This is a genomic window from Moraxella sp. K23, from assembly GCF_041154765.1.
GTDB lineage: Bacteria > Pseudomonadota > Gammaproteobacteria > Pseudomonadales > Moraxellaceae > Faucicola > Faucicola tetraodonis.
In genome coordinates this window covers 1770174-1791482 of record NZ_AP031595.1, presented here as the reverse complement: position 1 = coordinate 1791482, position 21309 = coordinate 1770174, and the positions used below count along the sequence as shown (strand labels likewise).

17 protein-coding genes are annotated in these 21309 nt (G+C 43.2%); 11 read left to right on the top strand and 6 right to left on the bottom strand.

Features of this window, described 5'->3' with window-relative positions:
* Nucleotides 1-64 precede the first annotated feature (64 nt).
* The 4 genes from nirD to ACAM37_RS07825 all read right to left on the bottom strand — a co-directional run bounded on the left by nirD (nucleotide 65) and on the right by ACAM37_RS07825 (nucleotide 6755).
* Nucleotides 65-385, bottom strand: a complete 321-nt coding sequence (gene nirD / locus ACAM37_RS07840; RefSeq protein ID WP_369625932.1) for a nitrite reductase small subunit NirD — start codon at nucleotides 383-385, stop codon at nucleotides 65-67.
* A gap of 67 nt (nucleotides 386-452) precedes the next feature.
* On the bottom strand, nucleotides 453-3017 hold the full coding sequence (gene nirB, locus ACAM37_RS07835; protein ID WP_369625931.1) for a nitrite reductase large subunit NirB: 2565 nt from the start codon (nucleotides 3015-3017) through the stop codon (nucleotides 453-455).
* 190 nt (nucleotides 3018-3207) lie between these two features.
* On the bottom strand, nucleotides 3208-5151 hold the full coding sequence (locus tag ACAM37_RS07830) for a bifunctional protein-serine/threonine kinase/phosphatase (RefSeq protein WP_369625930.1): 1944 nt from the start codon (nucleotides 5149-5151) through the stop codon (nucleotides 3208-3210).
* 131 nt (nucleotides 5152-5282) lie between these two features.
* On the bottom strand, nucleotides 5283-6755 hold the full coding sequence (locus ACAM37_RS07825) for an MFS transporter (RefSeq protein ID WP_050323933.1): 1473 nt from the start codon (nucleotides 6753-6755) through the stop codon (nucleotides 5283-5285).
* A gap of 478 nt (nucleotides 6756-7233) precedes the next feature.
* On the opposite strand from ACAM37_RS07825, the gene ACAM37_RS07820 reads away from it, so the two are divergent.
* The 8 genes from ACAM37_RS07820 (at nucleotide 7234) to bfr (ACAM37_RS07785) (ending at nucleotide 16723) form a co-directional block, all read left to right on the top strand.
* Nucleotides 7234-8559, top strand: coding sequence for an NAD(P)/FAD-dependent oxidoreductase (locus ACAM37_RS07820; protein ID WP_369625929.1), 1326 nt, complete (start codon nucleotides 7234-7236; stop codon nucleotides 8557-8559).
* 39 nt (nucleotides 8560-8598) lie between these two features.
* Nucleotides 8599-11370 carry a molybdopterin-dependent oxidoreductase gene (locus tag ACAM37_RS07815; RefSeq protein ID WP_369625928.1) on the top strand — a complete coding sequence of 924 codons (2772 nt, stop codon included), beginning with the start codon at nucleotides 8599-8601 and terminating at the stop codon, nucleotides 11368-11370.
* Nucleotides 11371-11626: 256 nt separating this feature from the next.
* Entirely contained in the window at nucleotides 11627-13651 is a 2025-nt protein-coding gene (locus ACAM37_RS07810) for a TonB-dependent receptor domain-containing protein (protein WP_369625927.1), read from the top strand.
* Nucleotides 13652-14157: 506 nt separating this feature from the next.
* The gene (locus ACAM37_RS07805) at nucleotides 14158-14823 is read left to right on the top strand and encodes a MotA/TolQ/ExbB proton channel family protein (protein ID WP_076774610.1); all 666 of its coding nucleotides are present in this window, start codon (nucleotides 14158-14160) and stop codon (nucleotides 14821-14823) included.
* A gap of 47 nt (nucleotides 14824-14870) precedes the next feature.
* On the top strand, nucleotides 14871-15272 hold the full coding sequence (locus ACAM37_RS07800; RefSeq protein ID WP_369625926.1) for an ExbD/TolR family protein: 402 nt from the start codon (nucleotides 14871-14873) through the stop codon (nucleotides 15270-15272).
* Between the two features lie 76 nt (nucleotides 15273-15348).
* Nucleotides 15349-15552 carry a (2Fe-2S)-binding protein gene (locus tag ACAM37_RS07795; protein ID WP_369625925.1) on the top strand — a complete coding sequence of 68 codons (204 nt, stop codon included), beginning with the start codon at nucleotides 15349-15351 and terminating at the stop codon, nucleotides 15550-15552.
* A gap of 185 nt (nucleotides 15553-15737) precedes the next feature.
* Nucleotides 15738-16217, top strand: a complete 480-nt coding sequence (gene bfr / locus ACAM37_RS07790; RefSeq protein WP_369625924.1) for a bacterioferritin — start codon at nucleotides 15738-15740, stop codon at nucleotides 16215-16217.
* A gap of 35 nt (nucleotides 16218-16252) precedes the next feature.
* Nucleotides 16253-16723 carry a bacterioferritin gene (gene bfr / locus ACAM37_RS07785; protein WP_369625923.1) on the top strand — a complete coding sequence of 157 codons (471 nt, stop codon included), beginning with the start codon at nucleotides 16253-16255 and terminating at the stop codon, nucleotides 16721-16723.
* A gap of 276 nt (nucleotides 16724-16999) precedes the next feature.
* Here the strand turns inward: bfr (ACAM37_RS07785) and ACAM37_RS07780 are convergent, their stop codons facing one another.
* Nucleotides 17000-17998 carry a zinc-binding alcohol dehydrogenase family protein gene (locus tag ACAM37_RS07780; RefSeq protein WP_369625922.1) on the bottom strand — a complete coding sequence of 333 codons (999 nt, stop codon included), beginning with the start codon at nucleotides 17996-17998 and terminating at the stop codon, nucleotides 17000-17002.
* 541 nt (nucleotides 17999-18539) lie between these two features.
* On the opposite strand from ACAM37_RS07780, the gene ACAM37_RS07775 reads away from it, so the two are divergent.
* From ACAM37_RS07775 to ACAM37_RS07765, 3 genes are all read left to right on the top strand, one after another.
* Complete coding sequence (locus ACAM37_RS07775; RefSeq protein WP_065253682.1) at nucleotides 18540-18842, top strand: putative quinol monooxygenase; 303 nt, start codon at nucleotides 18540-18542, stop codon at nucleotides 18840-18842.
* Between the two features lie 404 nt (nucleotides 18843-19246).
* Nucleotides 19247-19930, top strand: coding sequence for a type 1 glutamine amidotransferase domain-containing protein (locus ACAM37_RS07770; protein ID WP_369625921.1), 684 nt, complete (start codon nucleotides 19247-19249; stop codon nucleotides 19928-19930).
* 3 nt (nucleotides 19931-19933) lie between these two features.
* The gene (locus ACAM37_RS07765) at nucleotides 19934-20233 is read left to right on the top strand and encodes a DUF1330 domain-containing protein (protein WP_004961451.1); all 300 of its coding nucleotides are present in this window, start codon (nucleotides 19934-19936) and stop codon (nucleotides 20231-20233) included.
* A 220-nt stretch (nucleotides 20234-20453) separates the two neighbouring features.
* On the opposite strand, the gene ACAM37_RS07760 is transcribed toward ACAM37_RS07765, so the two are convergent.
* Nucleotides 20454-21062, bottom strand: coding sequence for a TetR/AcrR family transcriptional regulator (locus ACAM37_RS07760; RefSeq protein WP_312114197.1), 609 nt, complete (start codon nucleotides 21060-21062; stop codon nucleotides 20454-20456).
* Nucleotides 21063-21309: the final 247 nt, after the last annotated feature.

Genomic DNA, 21309 nt, shown 5'->3' with positions numbered 1-21309 from the left:
TTTGATTGGGGTAAAGATAAAGGGGCATGATTTCTATACCCCTTTATATATTGTCGGCATTTAGTTAAATAAACACAGCGCCATGATTGACCTTAACTGGATACGATCTTAACGAAACTCGCTCATCATCAAGACACTTACCTGTTGCCAAGTCAAAGCGTTGTTTGTACATGGGTGATGCGACATATCGTACCTTTTTTCCGTCAATTTCACAGCTACCGAGTAGTCCACGAGAGATAACATTGGCTTGGCTAAAAGGGTCAAAGTTGTGCATGGCAAAAACGTCATCATTTTGGGTACGAAAGATGGCAACTTGTTCGCCGCCCACTAATGCACATACGCCTGTTTCGGGAATGATATCGTCAATTTTACAGATTTCGTTCATCGTAATTTTCCATTGTTTTGATTGAAAATGGCATGCTAAATTAGCGCCATTTTGCTATGGTTGACCATTAAGCAAGCTCGATGTCCGCTTGGGCGGCAATAGCGTTGTAAGCCAATCCTTGCTTTTCCTCAGCCGTTGCAGGACGAATTTGGCTCCGTTCTTCGACAAATACCACGTTGTCATCGACTTTGTCACTGTTGATAAAGTGCTTAAAGCGTTTTAAACGTTCTGGGTCAGACAGGGTGGTTTTCCATTCGCATTGGTACGCGTCAATGTCCGCTTGCATTTGGGCTTCGAGCTCTTCGGCAATACCCAGGCTATCATTGATGACCACCTGTTGAATGTACTCAAGCCCGCCTTCCATTTTCTCACGCCATACCGATGTGCGTTGTAAGCGGTCGCCTGTTTTTATGTAGAACATTAAGAAACGATCGATATATTTAATTAACGTTGCTTTGTCCAAGTCACTGGCAAATAGTTCAGCATGTCTAGGACGCATGCCGCCATTGCCACAGACATATAGATTCCAGCCATTTTCAGTGGCAATAATACCAACGTCTTTGCCCTGGGCTTCAGCACATTCACGGGTACAGCCTGATACGCCAAATTTGATTTTATGCGGGGCACGTAAGCCTTTATAGCGGTTTTCCAGTTCGATCGCCAAGCCAACGCTATCATCCACCCCATAGCGACACCATGTGCTACCGACGCAAGATTTGACGGTACGCAAAGACTTGCCATAGGCATGCCCTGTTTCAAAACCTGCATTTATTAAACGTTCCCAAATATCGGGCAATTGGTCACTACGAGCACCAAATAAATCCACACGTTGCCCACCAGTGATTTTGGTGTAAAGTCCAAAATCTCGAGCCACTTCGCCCAGTACGATGAGTTTTTCGGCGGTAATTTCACCGCCCGCAATACGCGGTACGACTGAGTAAGTACCATCTTTTTGGATATTCCCCAAGAAAGCGTCATTGGTGTCTTGCAGCGCAACCAGTGGTTTATCAAGAATATAGTCATTCCAGCAAGACGCCAAAATCGAGCCAATCGTTGGTTTACAAATTTCACAGCCATCGCCGTGTCCGTGTCTTTCAATCATCTCTTCAAAGGTGTGGATATTGCTGACGCGCACCAAGTGATACAACTCTTGGCGAGAGTAAGCGAAATGCCCGCAGATGTGATTTTTGACTTCAATACCACGTTTTTTGAGTTCTGACACTAAGGTATCTTTGACAATTTGGGCGCAGCCGCCACAGCCTGTGCTGGCTTTGGTACAGACTTTAATGTCTTCATACGTGAGGGCGCCATTGTCCACTGCTGCGCAGATTTGACCTTTACTGACGTTATAACATGAGCATAGGGTAGCGGTATCGGGCAGATTCTCCACCCCCATAACGGGTTTTTCGACATTTGGTAAAATCAAGCTTTCAGGTTGTAGGGGTAAATCAATACCATTTAAAAATAACTGGAGCAAGTTGCTGTAATCTTCCGTATCACCCACAAGTACCGCACCGAGCAAGCGTTTGCCATCGTCCGAGGTGACTAACTTTTTATACACGCCTGTTTTTGGGTTTTGGTAGACAAAGCTTAAACTGTCTTTGATTTTGCCATGGGCATCGCCAATACTGCCGACATCGACGCCCATGAGTTTAAGTTTGGTACTCATGTCCGCACCGTCAAATAGGCTGTCATGCTCACCTGCTATTTGTGAGGCACATACGCTTGCCATGGTGTAGCCTGGAGCAACCAGCCCGTAGATTTTGTTATCCCATAATGCACATTCTCCAATCGCATAAATATCTGGCTCGCTTGTTTGACATCTGTCATCAATGACGATACCGCCACGTTCGCCAAGTTTTAGCCCAGAATCTCGTGCCATAGTATCTTCAGGGCGAATCCCAGCACTAAATAGAATCAAATCGGTATCAAGCAAGCTACCATCAGCAAATTGCATGGTTAAAAAACTGGCGTCATCGTCATGGTTATCGATGATTTGCTGAGTATTTTTACCGGTTAGTACCGTAACGCCCAAGTCTTCGATTTTTTTCTTCAGTAGTTCACCCCCTGCCGCATCAAGCTGAACGCCCATCAATTGTGGGGCAAACTCGACTACATAGGTGGTTAAACCCAGTGTTACCAAGGCTTTGGCGGCTTCTAATCCCAATAAGCCACCGCCAACCACTACACCACGTTGAACACGTGGATTGTCCGCAGTTGCTAAAATAGCATCTAAGTCTTCAATGGTGCGATAGACATGACAGTGCGCATGTTGATTGCCTTTAACAGGCGGGACAAAAGGATAAGAGCCAGTGGCGAGTACCAATTTATCAAACTCAAGCGTATTGCCCTTGATTGTTGTGACGATTTTACTTTGCGCATCAATGTGGTTAACCGCTTCACCTAAATGCAAAGTGATGCCTGCTTGCTCATAGTGCGCTAAATCGACCAAGTTTAATTGACTGGCATCTTTATGTTCAAAATAACTGGATAAATAGACACGGTCATAGGCAGGGCGTTTTTCTGCACTAAATACATGAATCTGATAAATTTGGTGCAAGTTTTTTTCAATCGCTTTTTCGATAAAGTGATGACCGACCATACCGTTACCGATGACAATGAGATTTTTCATGTATTTATCCCTTCTAACGAAACATTGGCTTTTTGACTAGGATAATGACTGGCTTTTGGCGTGTATTATCCCAAGTTTTTCTATACTGTTATATAAGCAAACTTTATGCCAATATTTAAATTAACTATAAATTTCAATGGGTTAAAAAATATAGGTTAATTGTCTATCAAGCATAACCTAAATTACATTGTTAGTGATTTAACGCAACCATTAGCCAAGTGATGAGCAACAGCACCGTTAATATGCCACTGACCAGTTGCCAAAATAGTACAGGATGTTTGTCAATCAGCGGCTGCTTGGCTTTATCGTCGGCATGGCTTTTGGGGTCAAGGTCGGTGAGAAAATCGCCAATGCTCTGATAGCGGCGGTTGCTATCTGCTTGCAGCGCACGAATCAGCACGTCATTGACCCAAAATGGTAAATCCGTGCGCAATTGTCGCACGTTTTTGAACGCCAGTTTTTGGGTAGTTTGGGCGGTCATCGTAGTGGTCAAGGTATCGACATCAAACGGCTGTAGCCCCGTCAGCATCTCATAAGTCACCACCCCCAGCGAGAAAATATCGGAATACACCCCTTTTGGTGCATCGCTAAAATATTCGGGGGCAATATAATGCAAATCGCCCACAGGCGGTGTATGTGCTGTTTTTAGGAGCAACGAACCAACCGAACCAAAGTCAATGAGCTTGATATGACCCGATGGCAGCAGCATAATATTTTCGGGCTTGATATCTTGATGGAGTAGATAATTCCGGTGCATGGCTCGCAGCGCCATGCCGATTTGATTGACAATAGTAAAGGTTTGGGCAACCGATAACGGCGGCTGGGTGTCGATAAATTCACGCAAGCTCATGCCTTGCAAAAATTCGGTGACATGGTACAGATATTGGCTATTCATCGGCTTGGGGTAAAATTTTAGTAAGCTTGGGTGATTGAGGCTTAACCCTATTTTTTCTTCTTTTAAAAACAGCCGTAAAAATCCGCTATCGTCTTCATAGTAAGCAGACGGCACTTTGATAATACGCTGATTATCGCCTGTGTCAGCGGTGTTATCGGTTGCCAAATACACGCTACTGCGTGGGGTGTTTTGCACCACTTTGTCAATGGTAAAATGATCAAGCTTGTCGCCGACAGTCAGCACAGGTGGAATGCGTAAACGGGTAACGGCATGACGACTGTCTGTATGTTCGGCAAGGTCAGCTTTGTCAAAATCTGCATTCGCCAAAATTCTCGCAACTTTTGGCAAGACGGCTATCATCACGCAACTGACATTGTCATTACTGCCATTTTCCAATGCCACCTGACACAAGGTTTCTGGCAAATTTTCTAAGTCGAAGGTGGTGGAATTATCCAGCGCCAACAATTTGCCCAATGCCGATTGGGTGAGTAACAATAATTCATCATCACCGATAAATTCATACACGCCATCGGTCATTATCAAAAACACATCTTCGGGCAACACATCAATTTGGGCAAGTTGTAATTCTACTTGGGCATCTGCGCCAAGTGCAGCGGCTAAGGCGCCTTTGTCTCGCCCTCGTTTGTGTCTGTGGTCTTGGGTGAGTACGCGCAGTTTGTTGTGTCGTAGCCGATAGATACGGCTGTCACCCGTGTGAAATAACACTGCCGCATGCTCGGATAATAAAGGCTCGGTAAACAGCAGACCAGATAAGGTTGAGAGTAATTTGGGCAAATACCGCTGCGAGGCTGAATCAAAGCTGTCATGGTGATCACTAAAATACAAAAAATCATTGATAATATGCACGCTTTTGGTGAGCATTTGGGCAAGCGTTTCGGCACTGTTGTTATTCAATGAATCGCTAGTAACAGGGCTAGTAACAGGGTTTGTTACCATGTCAGCTTGGTGCATGGTCAATTGGTCGATCAGCGTATCAATCACCCATTGGCTGGCGAGCTTTGGTTGTCCGCAGCTGCTGACGCCATCAGCTAAAGCGGTGACTTGCCATGCAAGCTGAGCGGCGCTGCTATCCCTTGTTGGCACCAGCGTTTGCACCGTCAAGGTGTCTTGGTTTTCCGCTTTGCGCCCTGCATGACTAGCAGCACGGGTCAGCAGTTGCGGCAAGGATTGTGGTAAGGATTGAGAACTGGCGGGATTTTGCTGAATGGCTTTTGACATGGGTTTTTCCTTACTAGCACGGTTGCTACGCATTGTGCAAAAATGAAAAAAGGGTATACACCCTTTTTTGCCTTACTAACTAGACTTCCTTGTCCGCTGTCGACTGTTTTTTGGTTGGATTTAGTGAGCGATTACGCTATCGCAATTCGCTCAATCGTGCCATCTTCGTGCACTTCGACCATATGTCCTTGTGGCTCGCTCAGGAAGGTCGCGCCAATAAAGGCAATCCCTGCAAAAATCGCGAGGGTAATAAAGAATCCTGTTGGCGATACCATAGAGAAAATAGTCAAAAACAACACCCCACCTACGTTACCATAGGCACCCGCCATACCAGCAATTTGCCCTGTCATACGGCGTTGAATGAGCGGAACCACTGAATACACTGCACCGCATGCTGCTTGCACAAATACAGAAGTAAGCAGCACGATTGCCACTGCACCCGCCAATGGTAACTTGGTCATTTGCGTCATTAGCAGATAACCCACCGTTTGCCCTGCCAATGCAATCATCAATACTTTACGACGACCGACCGCATCGGACATAAAACCACCGCCAGGACGAGCAAATAAATTCATCACCGCAAAACAGCCTGCAGTCAACCCTGCTAAAGTATGCGATACACCATAGTTGGTAATAAAAAATTGCGGCAACATCGACACCACTGCCAACTCAGAGCCAAAACATGCCAAATACGCCATGTCTAAAATCGCCACTTGTTTGAACTGATAACCATATTCTGGATTTACCGCAGGGCGAGATGTATCAAATAAATGCTTATTGACTGACCAGATTTTGATATATTGATAGACTACAAGCACCGCCACCACCGCATATGCCAGCATGGTTTGATTAGCGGTTAATAATTTTAATCCGCTAGGTGACAAACGCCACGCCAACAAAAACAAAATCGCATAAACCGGTAAAATCATCACCGCATAAAAGTAAAAGTCTGCCTTGTTTGATACTTCCAAGCCGCCTGATTTTTTTGGTTTAAAATAAGTCGCGCCTTTGGGTGTATCACTGACGCCACGATAAAAAATGACCGAATAAACAATCGCAATCACGCCTGTGGTAGCAATCGCATACCGCCAACCGTCTGCACCGCCATACATTAAGGCAAGAATCGGCATCGACATCGACGCTACTGCCGCCCCAAAATTGCCCCAACCGCCGTACACCCCTTCTGCCGAGCCGACTTCATTGACAGGAAACCATTCTGAAATCAAACGAATCCCAACCACAAATCCTGCACCGACAAAACCTAGCAAAAATCGCCCAATCGCCAGCATTTGGAAACTTTGAGCAAAAGCAAACACAAAACACAAAAAACCGCTAATCAACAACACAGCACTATATGAACGCTTGGGGCCGTATCTATCGACCATCGCGCCGATTAGCAAACGAGCAGGAATGGTCAAAGCCACGTTGAGCATCAAGATCGCTTTGACTTGTCCATCGCTCAAATGAAAATATTGTTTGATGGTTGGCATCAATGCCACATGAGCAAACCAAATTAAAAAGGTGACGAAAAAAGCAAACCAGGTGTAATGTAACACCTTGATACGGGGTAATTTCATAGCAAACAGCGGTAAACGTTGGGGCATCTGCTTCTCCTTTAAGTAAGCCTGTATGGTTCACGGTAATAAGGTAAAAGCAATATTTATGCCATCATCATAAACTTTTGTTTTTGCAATATTTTTTTGAATGCCCCACCAATTAGCTATTTTGCTGTGAAAAAACTTTCACCGATTGGCATAAATGATAAAAATTTGACGCCGTACTGCACTATTTTGGTAAGTAATCGGTAAGGTAAAAGAATAATGCAAATTAATAGCCAAGAAACTGTCTAAAAATATTTTAAAAACCGTCAAACAGTCATGCACAGTTAAAGAGATTAAATTCAAAGAGTGGTCAACATCCATCACACTGTCCGACAAATAATAGCCAAAATTTAAAACACCATAAAAAACAGTAAAAAAAAACGGTTTAAAACGGTTGGCATAGATTTTGAATTATTAAATTTTAAAGTGCTAGATTCTAAAGTATTAAATATCGGGTCGGATAAGCAAGGTCAGCCAAATAATGCAACACACACACATTCTTATCATAGGGGCAGGGATGGCAGGGACACGCTTTGCCATGCAGTATGCCAAAAGCAGACTGAGTACCCACAGCGGACTGGGGGTTGACAGTCAAGGCGAGCAAAGTCGAGATGAGTTTGCTATCACGCTTATCAACAGCGAGCCATATGCAGGCTATAACCGTATTATGCTATCGCCTGTATTGGCAGGGGAAAAACGCTTCGCTGAGATTTATCTATTTTCTCAAGAGGAGTACGCCAACCATAACATCACTGTAAAGACAGGTTGCACTGTTAGCGATATCAATCTTGCTGCTCATCAGGTCATCACCGACAGTGGCGAAACTATCGGCTATGACAAATTGGTGTTTGCCACAGGTTCAACGCCATTTATTTTGCCATTGCCCAACCATAGCGCAAAAGGCGTCATGGGTTTTCGTACCAAAGCCGATGTGGATGCTATGCTAGATATCGCAAAAAACAATCATAATGGCAAAAAATCTCCAAAATGTCTGGTTATCGGCGGTGGATTACTCGGTCTTGAGGCTGCTAATGCTTTGGTACAACAGGGAGCGAAAGTCACTGTGGTACATGGGGCAGGCTATTTACTCAATCGCCAACTGGATAAAACCGCTGCCGATTTACTGCAAACTTACTTTGAAAACAAAGGTATTGAGTTTGTGCTCAACGCCAACTCCCAAGCGATTTGTGTGGATGAGGATAACCAGGTTACTGGACTAACTTACACGGATAATGTCGACACATCCATCCCTGCCAAAACCATTGACAGCGATTGCATTATCATGACTGTCGGCGTGCGACCCAATATTGCCCTTGCGCAACAGGTCGGTATCAGTTGCGAGCGGGGGATTTTGGTTGATAACCAAATGCGAACCCATACCCCAGACGTGTATGCGATTGGCGAGTGTGTACAGTTTGACAACCAGCTATTTGGGCTCGTCGCACCTGTGTATGAGCAAGCCAATATTCTGCTACATACCTTAAACGAGCAGCCAGGCAGCACCTCGCCCGTGTTTAGCATACAACCAACGGCAACCAAACTAAAGGTCTCGGGCGTGGCGTTATTTTCGGCAGGTGATATCGATGTGAGTCACGACTGCGAGCAGTTGATTTATCAAGACCCTAGCCATAGCATCTACCAAAAAATCACCGTAAAAGACAACCGTATTTTATCTGCAGTGCTATATGGTGATGTACAAGAGGGCGGTTGGTTTTTTGAACTGATTCAAAATCAACAAGATATTTCAGCCATCAAAGATAAATTACTGTTTGGCAAAGCGTTTTGTGAAGAGTTGCTGGCGGGCTGATCTGACTGGTAGAAATTAAAAATAGTAAAAGGTTAACGTGTGACAACAACTATACAACATTTAGCACCACAAAAATCCCCCCCGACACAAGTCAAAACCACCTGTGCCTATTGTGGTGTTGGCTGTGGCGTGTTGGCGACGATTGATGAGAATACCCAACACGTCAGCATTGACGGTGATCCAACCCATCCTGCCAACTTTGGAAAATTATGCTCCAAAGGCAAAGCGTTGGGCGATACGCTCGATCGTGACCGTCGTTTGGCCCATCCGATGATTCATGGCGAGGCAGTCGATTGGGATACCGCCACCGATTTTGTTGCTAAATCATTGCAACAGACCATTGATGAATACGGCGCCGACAGCGTTATGCTATATGTATCGGGACAACTGCTCACCGAAGATTATTACGTGGCAAACAAATTTACTAAAGGTTTTTTGGGTACCAATAATTTGGACTCCAATTCTCGACTGTGTATGTCATCAGCGGTGGCTGGCTACAAGCGAGCATTTGGCTCGGACACTGTGCCTTGTAATTATGAAGACATCGAAAACAGCGACCTATTTATCATTATCGGTTCGAATATGGCGTGGTGTCATCCGATTTTATTTGGTCGGTTAAAATCCAGCAAACAAGCCAATGCCAACAAAAAAATCGTGGTAATTGACCCGCGAGCCACTGACAGCACCGCGATTGCTGACTTGCATTTGCCGATTCGCTCCGGCACAGATACCCATTTATTTGTCGGACTACTCAATTACTTGCACCAAAACGGCTATGCCAATCACGATTATCTCAGGCATTGTGACAATCTTGCTGATGCGCTTGCAGCCAGTGACAGTTGGACGATTAAAAAAGTTGCCAAAATCTGCGGTGTCAACGAAAGTGATTTAACCGAGTTTTACCAATTGTTTGCCACTACCACGAAAACCGTGAGTTTTTACTCCATGGGTGTCAATCAAGCCAGTAATGGCACTGATAAGGTGAATAGCATTATCAATTGCCACCTTTATACAGGCAAACTGGGTTTTGAAGGGGCAGGGGCATTCTCAATTACAGGACAGCCCAATGCCATGGGTGGGCGAGAGGTCGGGGCGTTAGCCAATCTGCTTGCCAGTCATTTTGAGCTCAAAAACAGCGACCATCGTCAAACAGTAGCCAACTTTTGGCAAGCACCGACTAGTATTAGTGGTAAAGATGGTATCAAGGCAACCCAATGTGCCGATGCTATTTTGGAGGGGCAAATTAAAGCGATTTGGATTATGGCGACCAATCCTGTGGTCAGTCTGCCAGAAGCAGACAAATTTGCCATGGCGTTACAGCAATGCCCACTGGTCATCGTGTCTGACTGCTCAAAAGACAGCGACACGCTCGACTTTGCTCATGTGGCTTTGCCCGCGCAAGGCTGGAGTGAAAAATCAGGCACGGTCACCAACAGCGAACGCCGTATCTCTCGTCAGCGCCGCTTAGTCACCCCATTTGCTGATGCCAAGCCCGACTGGTGGATAGTCAGCCAAGTAGCACAGAAAATGGGTTTTGTGGGTTTTGATTACACCCACGACTACCAAGTGTTTGCCGAACACGCTCGGCTTAGTGGCGAGAAGAATGGCGGTGAAAAAAATACAGATAGTCGAAGTTTTAATATCAGCCATTTAGCCAATATTAGCCAAAACGATTATGATAACTTGGCACCGTTTCAGTGGGGTCAACCGCATTATTTTGGACTACAAAAACAAGACGCACACACCACTATCGGCACAACTTATACCGATACCCAAAAACTGCATTTTGTCACCGTTAATCCTGCGGTACCCAAGTCATTGCCTGATGAGCAATATCCAATGGTGCTTAACACAGGTCGCTCGCGTGACCAATGGCATACCATGACCCGCACAGGGATTGCCCCACAGCTCAATCAGCATTTACCGCACCCACTGGTTGCGATTCACCCGAGTGACGCCAAACCTTTGGGTGTACAAAATAACGATTTTGTGCAAATTAACAGTCCCAATGGTACTATCTTAGTGCGGGCGGATGTGACTGAAAAGCAACGCCAAGGCGATGTATTTATACCTATGCACTGGAATCAGCACTTTGCCGCCAATGCGCGTGTCGGTAAGCTTATCAGCAATCATCATGACCCCTTTTCACAGCAACCGCAGCTCAAGCACCAACCTGTCAGGCTGCAAAAGCTGACCATGCAAGCATTTGGATGGTTATTGATTGATAAACATTGTGATGAAAACCTGCTAACTTGGCTCGAATCGCCAGATATGACTTATTGGGTGCGTAATCGCCAGTCAAACAGTAGCCAGTATTTTTTTGCCATTGATAATCAGTCTGCGTTCATGACAACTTGGTTTGATAAGCAATATTGGCAACAGCAGTTAAGTGTATGGCTCAATCAACCAGCGCAAGCCTACAACTTTGATATTATCCATTATCAACATATTGATACCGATAACACCAGCCAAGATTTACGCCTTGCGATATTGCAAAATGGGCAAGTCCATGCGCTAGTATTTTTGAGCACCCACGAGCATAAACTACCCACCCATAACTGGCTAGATAGCCAATTTGGCAGAAGTCTTGATAGCCATACGCGTAAATGGCTACTAATGGGCAAACCTGCCACGGGTTTTATTGATACAGGGCGGATTGTTTGCTCTTGTATGTCAGTGGGTGAAAACACCATTGTTGAGACAATAAAAAAATATCACTGTAAAACCGTCGTTGAGGTTGGTAAACATTGCAAAGCAGGCACCAATTGTGGCTCCTGTATAGGAGAGATTAGCAAAATTTTGGCGGGGTGAAATTGTTATAACTTGTTGAAAGGATCATTGGGCGAACTTTAAGCCACGGTAAGATTTAGTGCACAAACTCACAGGGGCGCAGATTTATAATTTCGCTTGTTGTTGCCTGATTTTACTTGGTGACTCATTGATAACTAGCTTTAGACATTCAAAAAAAGAGGAGAAGAATTGAAAATATTAATTGATAATGATTATCATTTATATTATTCTTACCGCTTTGTAACGCTTCTCTTTTTTTATATATCTGAGTGATTTTATGAATACTGCCAATGCTAGTTTACCGCCGCGTGGTGCTTTGCGCTATTTAAGTCTGTGTGTATTAACCACCCTTTATTCACCGTTGGTAACAGCGAGTGAGCCAGAACCCGTCACTACTTTGCAGACCATTACTTTTAATGCCCGTCAATATACCCCAGCCAAACAAACTGAGAACGTCCGCCATGACAGCTCAGTCAAGGTACAGCAAGCTGATTTACTCAATCAATATTTACCGACGGTTGCTGGGGTGAATGTCGGTGGCACTTCGGGGATGGATCAGCATATTTATATTCGCGGTTTGGGCTCAGACAATGCAGGCAGTGCCTTAAAAATCACTGTGGATGGGGTGCGCCAACCGGAAACGCGCGGCTTTCACCATGCCGGGATTAGTGGACTTGATCCAGATTTGTATAAAACAACAGAGGTGTCAGTGGGTAATAACTCGGTGACTTTGGGCAATAATGCCATCGGTGGCGGTGTGGCGTTTACCACGGTGGATGCACAGGACTTGCTACTACCTGATCAAAAAATGGGGGCAAAGGTTAAACTGGGCTATGCCAGTAACGATCACCAATTTCAACGAAGCTTAACTACCTATGCCAAACCCAATGAGCAGTTGGACATGATTGTGTCTTATGGTGAGCGTGACAGCGATGGCGGCGAAGATGGCAAAAGCAACCATATCCAAGGTGATGATATTACTATCAAAAGTATACTAGCCAAAGTCAATGTGATGCCGGCAGAAGGTCACAAAATTACTGCCAGTTACCAAAGCTATGATAATGACGGCAACTATCCATTTCGCCCCAATATCGGCTACCAAGCCAATTTACCCAATAATATTCATCCTGGCTACACCAATAATGAAACCTATGCACTCGGCTATGAGTATAAACCGCATAGCAATTTTGAGCTAAACAGCAAAATTTATCATTTAACCAATGAAGCGCTGTCGCAAGGACTGCGCGGAACGACCCCCATGCGTATAGCCACGTCAGGCAAAACCGATGGCATGACGGCAAGTATCAAACAGCAACTGACGCAGCATCATGGTGACCATGCTTTGACACATACGCTCAACTATGGGGTAGAAGGCTATAAAAAATCAGCGACGTTAGAGAGTAGTGATATCACAGAAGACGCTACCAGCGTAGGGGTGTACTTACAAGACCGAATCGAGTTGGGACGATTTGCGCTGACGCCTGGCGTGCGCTTTGACCATTATAAGCCGTCAGAGCGCTTAAGCAGTGACGACTATAATCAAGTGTCGGGCGCAATAGCAGGGGAATTTAAACTGACGCCAAATCACAGCTTATTTGCCAGTTATACCCAATTGTTTAATGGACCACCCTTACCAGAAACCATCCACCAATCTGGGCAAACCTTCGTCAATAAAGACATCGAAGCAGAAACAGGCGCAAACGCAGAGCTGGGTATCAGTAGCCGTTTTCAGGGGGTGTTTGACAGTCAAGACAGTATGTCGCTGACCGCCAAAGTCTTTGATACCCAGTATGACAATAAAATCGACCGCATAACAGGCATTGACTGTACCACAGGTAACTCAGTGACAGACGGGCAATGTGCTAGCTACATCAATGCCGGCGAGACTACCGTCAAAGGCTATGAGCTGAGCGCAAAATATCGGCTAAACAATATGCGCTTGAATGCAGGCTATGCCCATGCCAAAAGCGATACCGAGCAAGGCTACCAACTCAATAAAGACTCAGGCGATCAGTTAAACCTTGGCTTTAATTATGACCTCAATGACCGATTTAGCCTTGGAAGTGCCATCCGCCATGTCAAAGGTTTAACGCGTCGCACCAGCGCTACTGCCGTCGCTGATTTGCCAAGTTTTACCACCTATGATGTATTTGGTAGCTATCGTCCAAGCACTTTACCACAATTAACTGTGGATGCTGGCGTGTATAACCTTACAGATGCCTACTACTATGAGCACGTATCCAATACCGGTGATAAAGCCATGGGACGCAATGTCAAAGTAGCGCTAAGTTATCAGTTTTAAATTGAATGGGTGATAACCATCAGCATGATGGATTGCCCATTGCGGTTTAATATTTTCACAAAATATTGCAGAAAAATTTTAATTATGTCCAAAATCCAATTTTTTACTCGCCCTACTTCCACAAGGTTTGGCGGGGTATCAAGACAATTGCCTAGGGTCTTCATCGGTGTAACCGAAAACGGCATTTTGCGTAAGGTAGTCATCCTACTCGATACTGTAGGTTATCAATAACCTTGTGCTAGTTTTGCCCAAGGTAAAGCTAACACAAAGCGAAGATAAAAAAGTATGAGGTTTTAAAGTTACTTAATTTTAAAGTTACTTTATCTTAAAGTCATTTGATTTTAAAATTATTAGATTTTAAATTTGCTTAAATTAAAGTCGTTGGATTTTATTGTAAAGTCGCTGGTTAAATTAAGCCTAATTTTTAATATTTTTGTTGATAATGATTATCATTTATACTAACATTTAAAGTTAGTTTTTATATTTATCGTGTTATAGGAATGATTATGGATTTTGCAAATTACTGGCAATATACAGATGTAGTGACCAAGACGTTATTTTTTGTGTTAATTGTTTTATCGATGCTGTCTTGGATTACAGGTATTTTACGTATCTTAAATAGCCAAAAAATTGCTAAGACAGTGTCGCAAGATTTGACTCAGCAAATTTACCAACAGCAATCTCAACTCGCCACCTTATCTCTAGACAATCAAAAATTGGTCACTGAGCAGCAGTTACTGCAACAGCTCAATCGCTACCGTTTTGCCAGTGAGCAGGGCTTAAATATCCTTGGCACGACCGCTGCCATTGCCCCTTTTATTGGGCTATTTGGTACCGTGTGGGGGATTTTTCATGCGTTGCATAGCATTGCTAAATCAGGTCAAGCCGGACTTGGTCAAGTCGCAGGACCGGTTGGGGAGGCTTTGATTATGACTGGGCTTGGGCTTGCGGTAGCGATTCCTGCGGTCATTATGTACAATGTCATAGTACGAATTAATCGCAAAGCCATGCACCAAGCGAATGACACGGCGCATACCTTGCTTGCCAACGTGTTGATGAATTCTTCCAGCCAAGTTACGCAAACTAGTTTAGCCGCTCAACCCCATTTGCAAACCAGCTCGCAGCCCAAGCAACAAACTAACGCCGCTGACTTAATGCTGAAAAACGCCTAACCTTGACCCATCGCTAAACAGATAAATAGATAAACAGGGAATAACTTATGGCATTTCAACTCGGTGATGACGCTTCGACGGGCATGAATGAAATCAATCTGATTCCACTGATTGATATCATGCTGGTCTTGATGATTATTTTTTTGGTCACGGCAACGGTAATCAATCCCAGTGTGCCGCTAAATTTGCCCAAAACCTCGGCACAAGTCAATGAAGCCCCGCCAAAAATGATACAAGTGAGCATTGATAAAGATGGCAAGATTTTTTGGGATGATGCCAGTGTCAGTTTGGCGCAATTAAACACGCGCTTTGCCGAACAAGGCAAATTAAGCGAGACCCCAAGCATTCAGCTGCGAGTCGATAAAGACAGTCGATATGATACCGTCGCGCAAATCCTAGCAATAGCGAGCGAAAACAAGCTAACCAAGATTGCGTTTGTCAGTGAATAACCTGATTGAGAAAATTTTTATTGATAATAAGAATAATTATCATTATTATATAGGAAAATTTATCAACGAGGTGCGTATGTTTGTGTGTATCTGTAATGCCGTCAAAGAAAGTCAAATCAAAACAGCCATTGAACAAGGTCATGACAACTTAGAGGCATTACAAGCTGAGCTTGATGTGGCTACTTGTTGTGGCGGCTGTCAGCCAATGATTGAAGGTTATCTTGAAGAGTACGCGCAGAGCATCAATAACTATACGCACCTATTTATTGAAGTTGCCTAATGTATTAACGTTGCCTAATGACCTGTTAGCGTACACACCCAAGCTTATTCATTAATCTCAATGAATGAGCGACTGACAAATATTGTAAATTATTTACTGCGGTGAATTGTTTTTAACGTCACTTTAATTTAGTATTTCAGATAATACCCAACCTTTGTTTCTGTTCATTTTTCAAGGATATACCCATGAAAGGCAGCCAAGCTGTTATTGATTATCTAAATTTCTTAATTAGTGGTGAACTGGGGGCTCGTGACCAGTACTTTATTCATGCGCAAATGTATCATGAATGGCATTATCTAAAACTTCATACGCGTATGCATCATGAAATGGAAGAAGAAAGCGATCATGCGCGTGCCTTAATCAATCGGGTGTTGATGCTAGAAGGCACACCCAATATGAAAGTTGCCGATATCAATATTGGTCATGATGTGCCAAGTATGCTACAAGCCGATCTACAGCTTGAGTATGCGGTTCGTCAACATCTCAAAGACGGCATTGCGCTTTGTGAGCAAGAGCAAGACTATGTAACCCGTGAGATTTTGGTCGCCCAATTGGTAGATACCGAAGAAGACCATGCCCATTGGTTAGAGCAGCAGTTAAGACTGATTGATATGATGGGACTAGCCAATTATCTGCAATCCCAACTCGGTGACATCTCTGAATAAGGCGACCAAGCAATAAGGCAACTAAGGTAAACATTATGCAAGTCGATAAAGAAATTCTAAGAGCGCTAAACCAAGTTTTGGGTCAGGCATTGATTGCTATTAACCAATACTTCTTACACGCACGTATCGCCAAAAACTGGGGACTGAGTGAACTCAATGAAAAATTGTATCATCAGTCGATTCATGAGATGAAATGGGCAGATGACCTCATTGAGCGTATTTTAATGCTAGATGGGCTGCCAAACTTGCAAGAGCTTGGCAAAATTTTAATCGGTGAAAATGTCGCTGAAATTTTGCGTTGTGATTTGCAACTCGAGTATCAAAAAACTGACATCATCAAAAATGCGATTGCTTTATGTGAGCAGAAACGTGATTTTGTCTCTCGCAAATTATTGATTAAACTTAAAGACGGGAGTGAAGAGCACATTGATTGGCTAGAAACGCAAATGGAACTGGTGACCTCGATGGGCATCGAAAATTATACGCAAAGTTTATTAGAATCATAGCGCGTATTAGCGTGTCGGAATAACTGTATGAACCATCAATATACCCAAGCCGCGTTGATTTCTGTCATCTCTATATTGATGGCATGGCTTGTCATCATCTTAGTGGCAGTACTTTATTGATTATCGTTTTAGTTATTGAGTTTGGCATATTGGCACAGCCAAGATGATGAGTGATTTCGGCTGGCAGTTTTCGTTCTGCCAGCCGTTTGGTGAGTTACTTTAAAGGGCATTTTTACCCAAGATATGTTTTAAAATATGGGTTTTACAAGGTGTGTTTTAGAAGTTTTCTAGTACAATTTTGCCTTTTGACTTGCCTGATTCAAGTAGCTTATGTGCCTTCTCCAAGTTTGCAGCGTTAATTTTGCCTAGATTTTGGTTGAGGGTACTTCTAATTTTTTGCTGGTCAACTAATTGGGCAACCTGTTGCAACAGTTCACCTTGCTTTTCGATATCATCGGTTTCATACATTGAACGGGTGAACATGAGCTCCCAATGGATAGAAATAGATTTAGTCTTAAACGGCATAATATCAAAGGTTTGTGGATCATCGATCAATCCAAGCTTACCTTGGGGTGCAATCAGAGAAAATATTTGCTTGATATAGGTGTCTGTATGATTGGTAGAGAAAACATATTTGGGTTTTTCAATACCTAGTGCTTCGATTTGTTCGTTTAAATCTTTGCTATGATCAATGACATGGTCGGCACCCAATGATTCCACCCAAGATTTAGTCTCTTCACGTGACGCTGTGGTTATCACAGTCAGATTGGTTTTTGCTTTTAGGAGTTGGATAGCGATTGAGCCTACACCGCCTGCACCACCAATAATCAAAATACTGCCAACTTCTGTTTCTGAAATTTGAAACCGATCAAATAACATTTCCCATGCGGTGATAGCAGTTAATGGCAATGCTGCGGCTTCTGCATTAGATACTGTAATGGGTTTAAGACTGATGATGCGCTCATCGACTGCTTGAAACTCAGCATTACTACCATCTCGGGTTAAATCGCCCGCATACCAAACAGAATCTCCTACTTTAAACGAGGTAACTTTTGAGCCAACTTCGATAATTTCCCCAACGGCATCCCAACCTAAAATACGATTATTTGCTTCAGACGAATTTTTTCTCACTTTGGTATCAACGGGGTTCACAGAGATTGCCTGAACTTTTACCAGTACATCACGTTCCTTAAGCGTAGGCTTCGCTTTTTCAATATCTACCAATGAATTTTTAAAATCATCATGGTTATTTATAACATACGATACGGCTTTCATAGATTTGTCCTTTTGTAATAGTGGATTTAATAGCGGGTTAGTTTAATTAAATGCAGTGTTTTTAGTGTATTGCAGATAGGCTGGCTTGGGTCAGTCAGTCTAATCTGATAGAATTAATGAAAGATAGTCGATATTCTGAGTCTATGCTAAAGGTGCAAGGTCAAGGGCGCTAGTTAAGGTCATAGCTTTTGCGCCTGTGTTTTCGCCAAAAATAGCCGTTGGTAAAATGCCGTCATTTATTGTTGTACCAGTGTACCCAATCAAAGGTGGCGAGTGCAACATCATTTACACCTTATCACTTATGCTTGTTTCTTTGTTATGGTTAAAGCAAGGTTATAGTTAAAGCACAAGCATAAAGGAAGTAATATCAGTATCAAATTTAAGCTGATACAGACATTCCCCACGACCTAAAGCATAAATGTTTATGTAACCTTTATACAACAAAGCTATGCGCTAAAGCCGTTTGACATGAATATAACAGTGGTTTAGACTCAATTTTGATGCTAGTCAATGTCGGCTAGTCAATATTGGAGTATTAGTGATGGTTAAAACCGCTTTATATGTCCGTCTTGAAGCTAAACCAGGTAAAGAACAACAAGTAGAAGATTTCCTAAAAGCTGGTCTGCCTATCGTCAATGAAGAACCTGCCACAGTTGCATGGTTTGGTCTACGCCTTGGCCCTTCAACCTTTGGTATTTTTGATGCATTCCCTGATGAAGCAGGTCGCGAGGCTCATTTATCGGGCAAGGTTGCCGCCGCTTTGATGGCTCAAGCAGATGAACTATTTTCAGAACCGCCTTCTATTGAAAAAGTAGATGTGTTGGCGAGTAAACTACCAGGTTAGACTGATGCTTAAATTCTCTAAAGCGCTGCCTGTCATTTGATATTCTAGATGATACGCTAGGTAGCGTTTTATTGCATCAGTCTAGTTAAATCAGTCAACTAGCTAGTCGTTGATGCCGTTTTTTACCTATTTTTTATCATCACGCCTCGCTGACTAAATATACGTCAGAACGCTATTTTCTAAACTAGCCAATATCAAGCAGCCTGTAGGCTTAATTTCACACGTTTTGTCAATGCTATCAAGAATGCAAGGCTATTAAATAACAGCTACTCAATAATGGCTACCAGATAACAGCTATCAAATAACGGGTTAATTTGCTCGGTATTTTGCATTTTGCACATACGAACTATCGCTGTGCTCATGTAGCAATAACCCAAATTCTAAAAACTATCAGAGAAAATAACATGAAAATTTTACTTGTTCTGACCTCACATGACAAACTCGGCAATACTGGTAAGAAAACAGGTTTTTGGCTAGAAGAACTTGCAGCACCGTATTACACCTTTATTGATGCGGGTGCTGAAGTTACCCTAGCATCACCTCAAGGTGGGCAGCCACCACTAGATCCGAAAAGTAATTTGGCCGATGCACAAACTGAAACCACGCATCGCTTTGAAGCAGATCCCGTAGCAATGCAAGCATTGGCACAGACCCATAAACTTAGCGAAATTTCTATCGCTGATTATGATGCCGTGTTTTACCCAGGCGGGCATGGTCCATTGTGGGATTTGGCAGAAGATCCGATTTCAATTGCTCTGATTGAACAAGCGATTGAGTCAGGAAAATCCGTTGCTACAGTTTGTCACGCCCCAGGTGTTCTTCGTCATGTAAAAACCAGTGATGGCAAGCCTTTGGTCAGCGGTAAATCTGTGACAGGTTTTACCAATACTGAAGAAGAAGCGGTAGGATTGACCGAAGTTGTACCGTTTTTAGTCGAAGATATGCTCAAAGAAAAAGGTGGTCATTATTCTAAAGCAGGTGACTGGCAAGTGTATGTCCAAGTAGATGGTTTACTAATTACTGGACAAAATCCTGCCTCTTCTGCTGCAACCGCCAGCGCACTACTTGAATTGTTAAATAAGGAGTAGCCCATGTCTGCGTATGTGGTATTTACCCGTGAGCAAACTACGGACGCTGAGGAACTGGCGCAATATGCACAAAAAGCGCCGCTTGCTCGGGAAGGTCGTGAGCTAACACCCTTGGCTTTTTATGGTCAATTAGAAGTGCTTGAAGGCAATGAAATTGAAGGCGCTGTTATTCTACGCTTTCCTGATATGGCAGCCGCGCGAGACTGGTATCACAGTCCCATATATCAAGAAGCATTACAACATCGCCTAAAAGGGGCGAATTATCGTGCCTTTATCATTGAAGGTGTTGAAGACGCTATTTAAAAAAAGCACTTTAAGAAAAATCACTGCTATCAGATGTACTAACCTACAAGTTAGTACGTGAGTGATACGCATTGCTATCAAGTTGGTGTCATAGCAGCCCAGTCATACTAATGATTGGGCTGCCATTACAATTTTTGCAGCTATCATTGTCGTGAAGCCAAGATAGTGAAGCTAAATTATTGAGGTTAGGTTAGTGGGATTGAGCCAGCAAAGTTAACTTTTAAGACTGTCCACGTTTTAATAAAAACGCTGTCGCTTTTAGCGCTTGATGTAATGGTGTTTTATCTTTTTGCAGCTTACTTAATAACGCTGCACCCATCCACATTTGGTAAGTCACTTGGGCTACCGTCAAGGCATCAGTATCTGCTTGGATAGACCCATCTTGCTTGCCCAAAACGATGACTTCAGCAATCCGCTGAATTAACTTATCGACGCCATCGGACATAATAGCGCGCATATCTTCAGATAGGTCAGCGACTTCTGCAGCAAGTTTTACAATTAAACAGCTATCTGCCCAACTACATGGCGCATCAGGATCTTCAATCCACAGGTTAAAATACCCGATTAGTTTTTGATAAGCGGATTGGTCGCTACGCCATAGTTCATCTAAACGGCGTTGGTAATTATCTACATAATACTGTACCAATTCACAGCCGAAAGACTCTTTAGATTTGAAGTAATGATAAAATGAACCTTTAGGGATCTCGCAGCTTTGTAAAATTTCTTGTAATCCCACACCGCTAAAACCTTTATGCAAAATCAGGTCAGAACTGGTGTTAAGAATGTGTAAGCGTTTTGCTTCAGACTTCTTGATAGGGGCAGACTCCATAGTTATTGTGTACGCTATTATAAAAAATAGACCAGTCGTATAGTTTTTATTATAACTTATCTACAATGAATGTAAAGACGTTTTCATTGAATGTGTTAACTATTAACATCAATAATTCAATATAAAACAAGTATTTATATAAAATTAGATAGTGATTAGGTGATTGATTCAAACAGTCAAAACCCAATCACATGAGTATGGATTTAGAAGTATGGTTTTAAAATAGGGATTGACGCTAATTGCTATT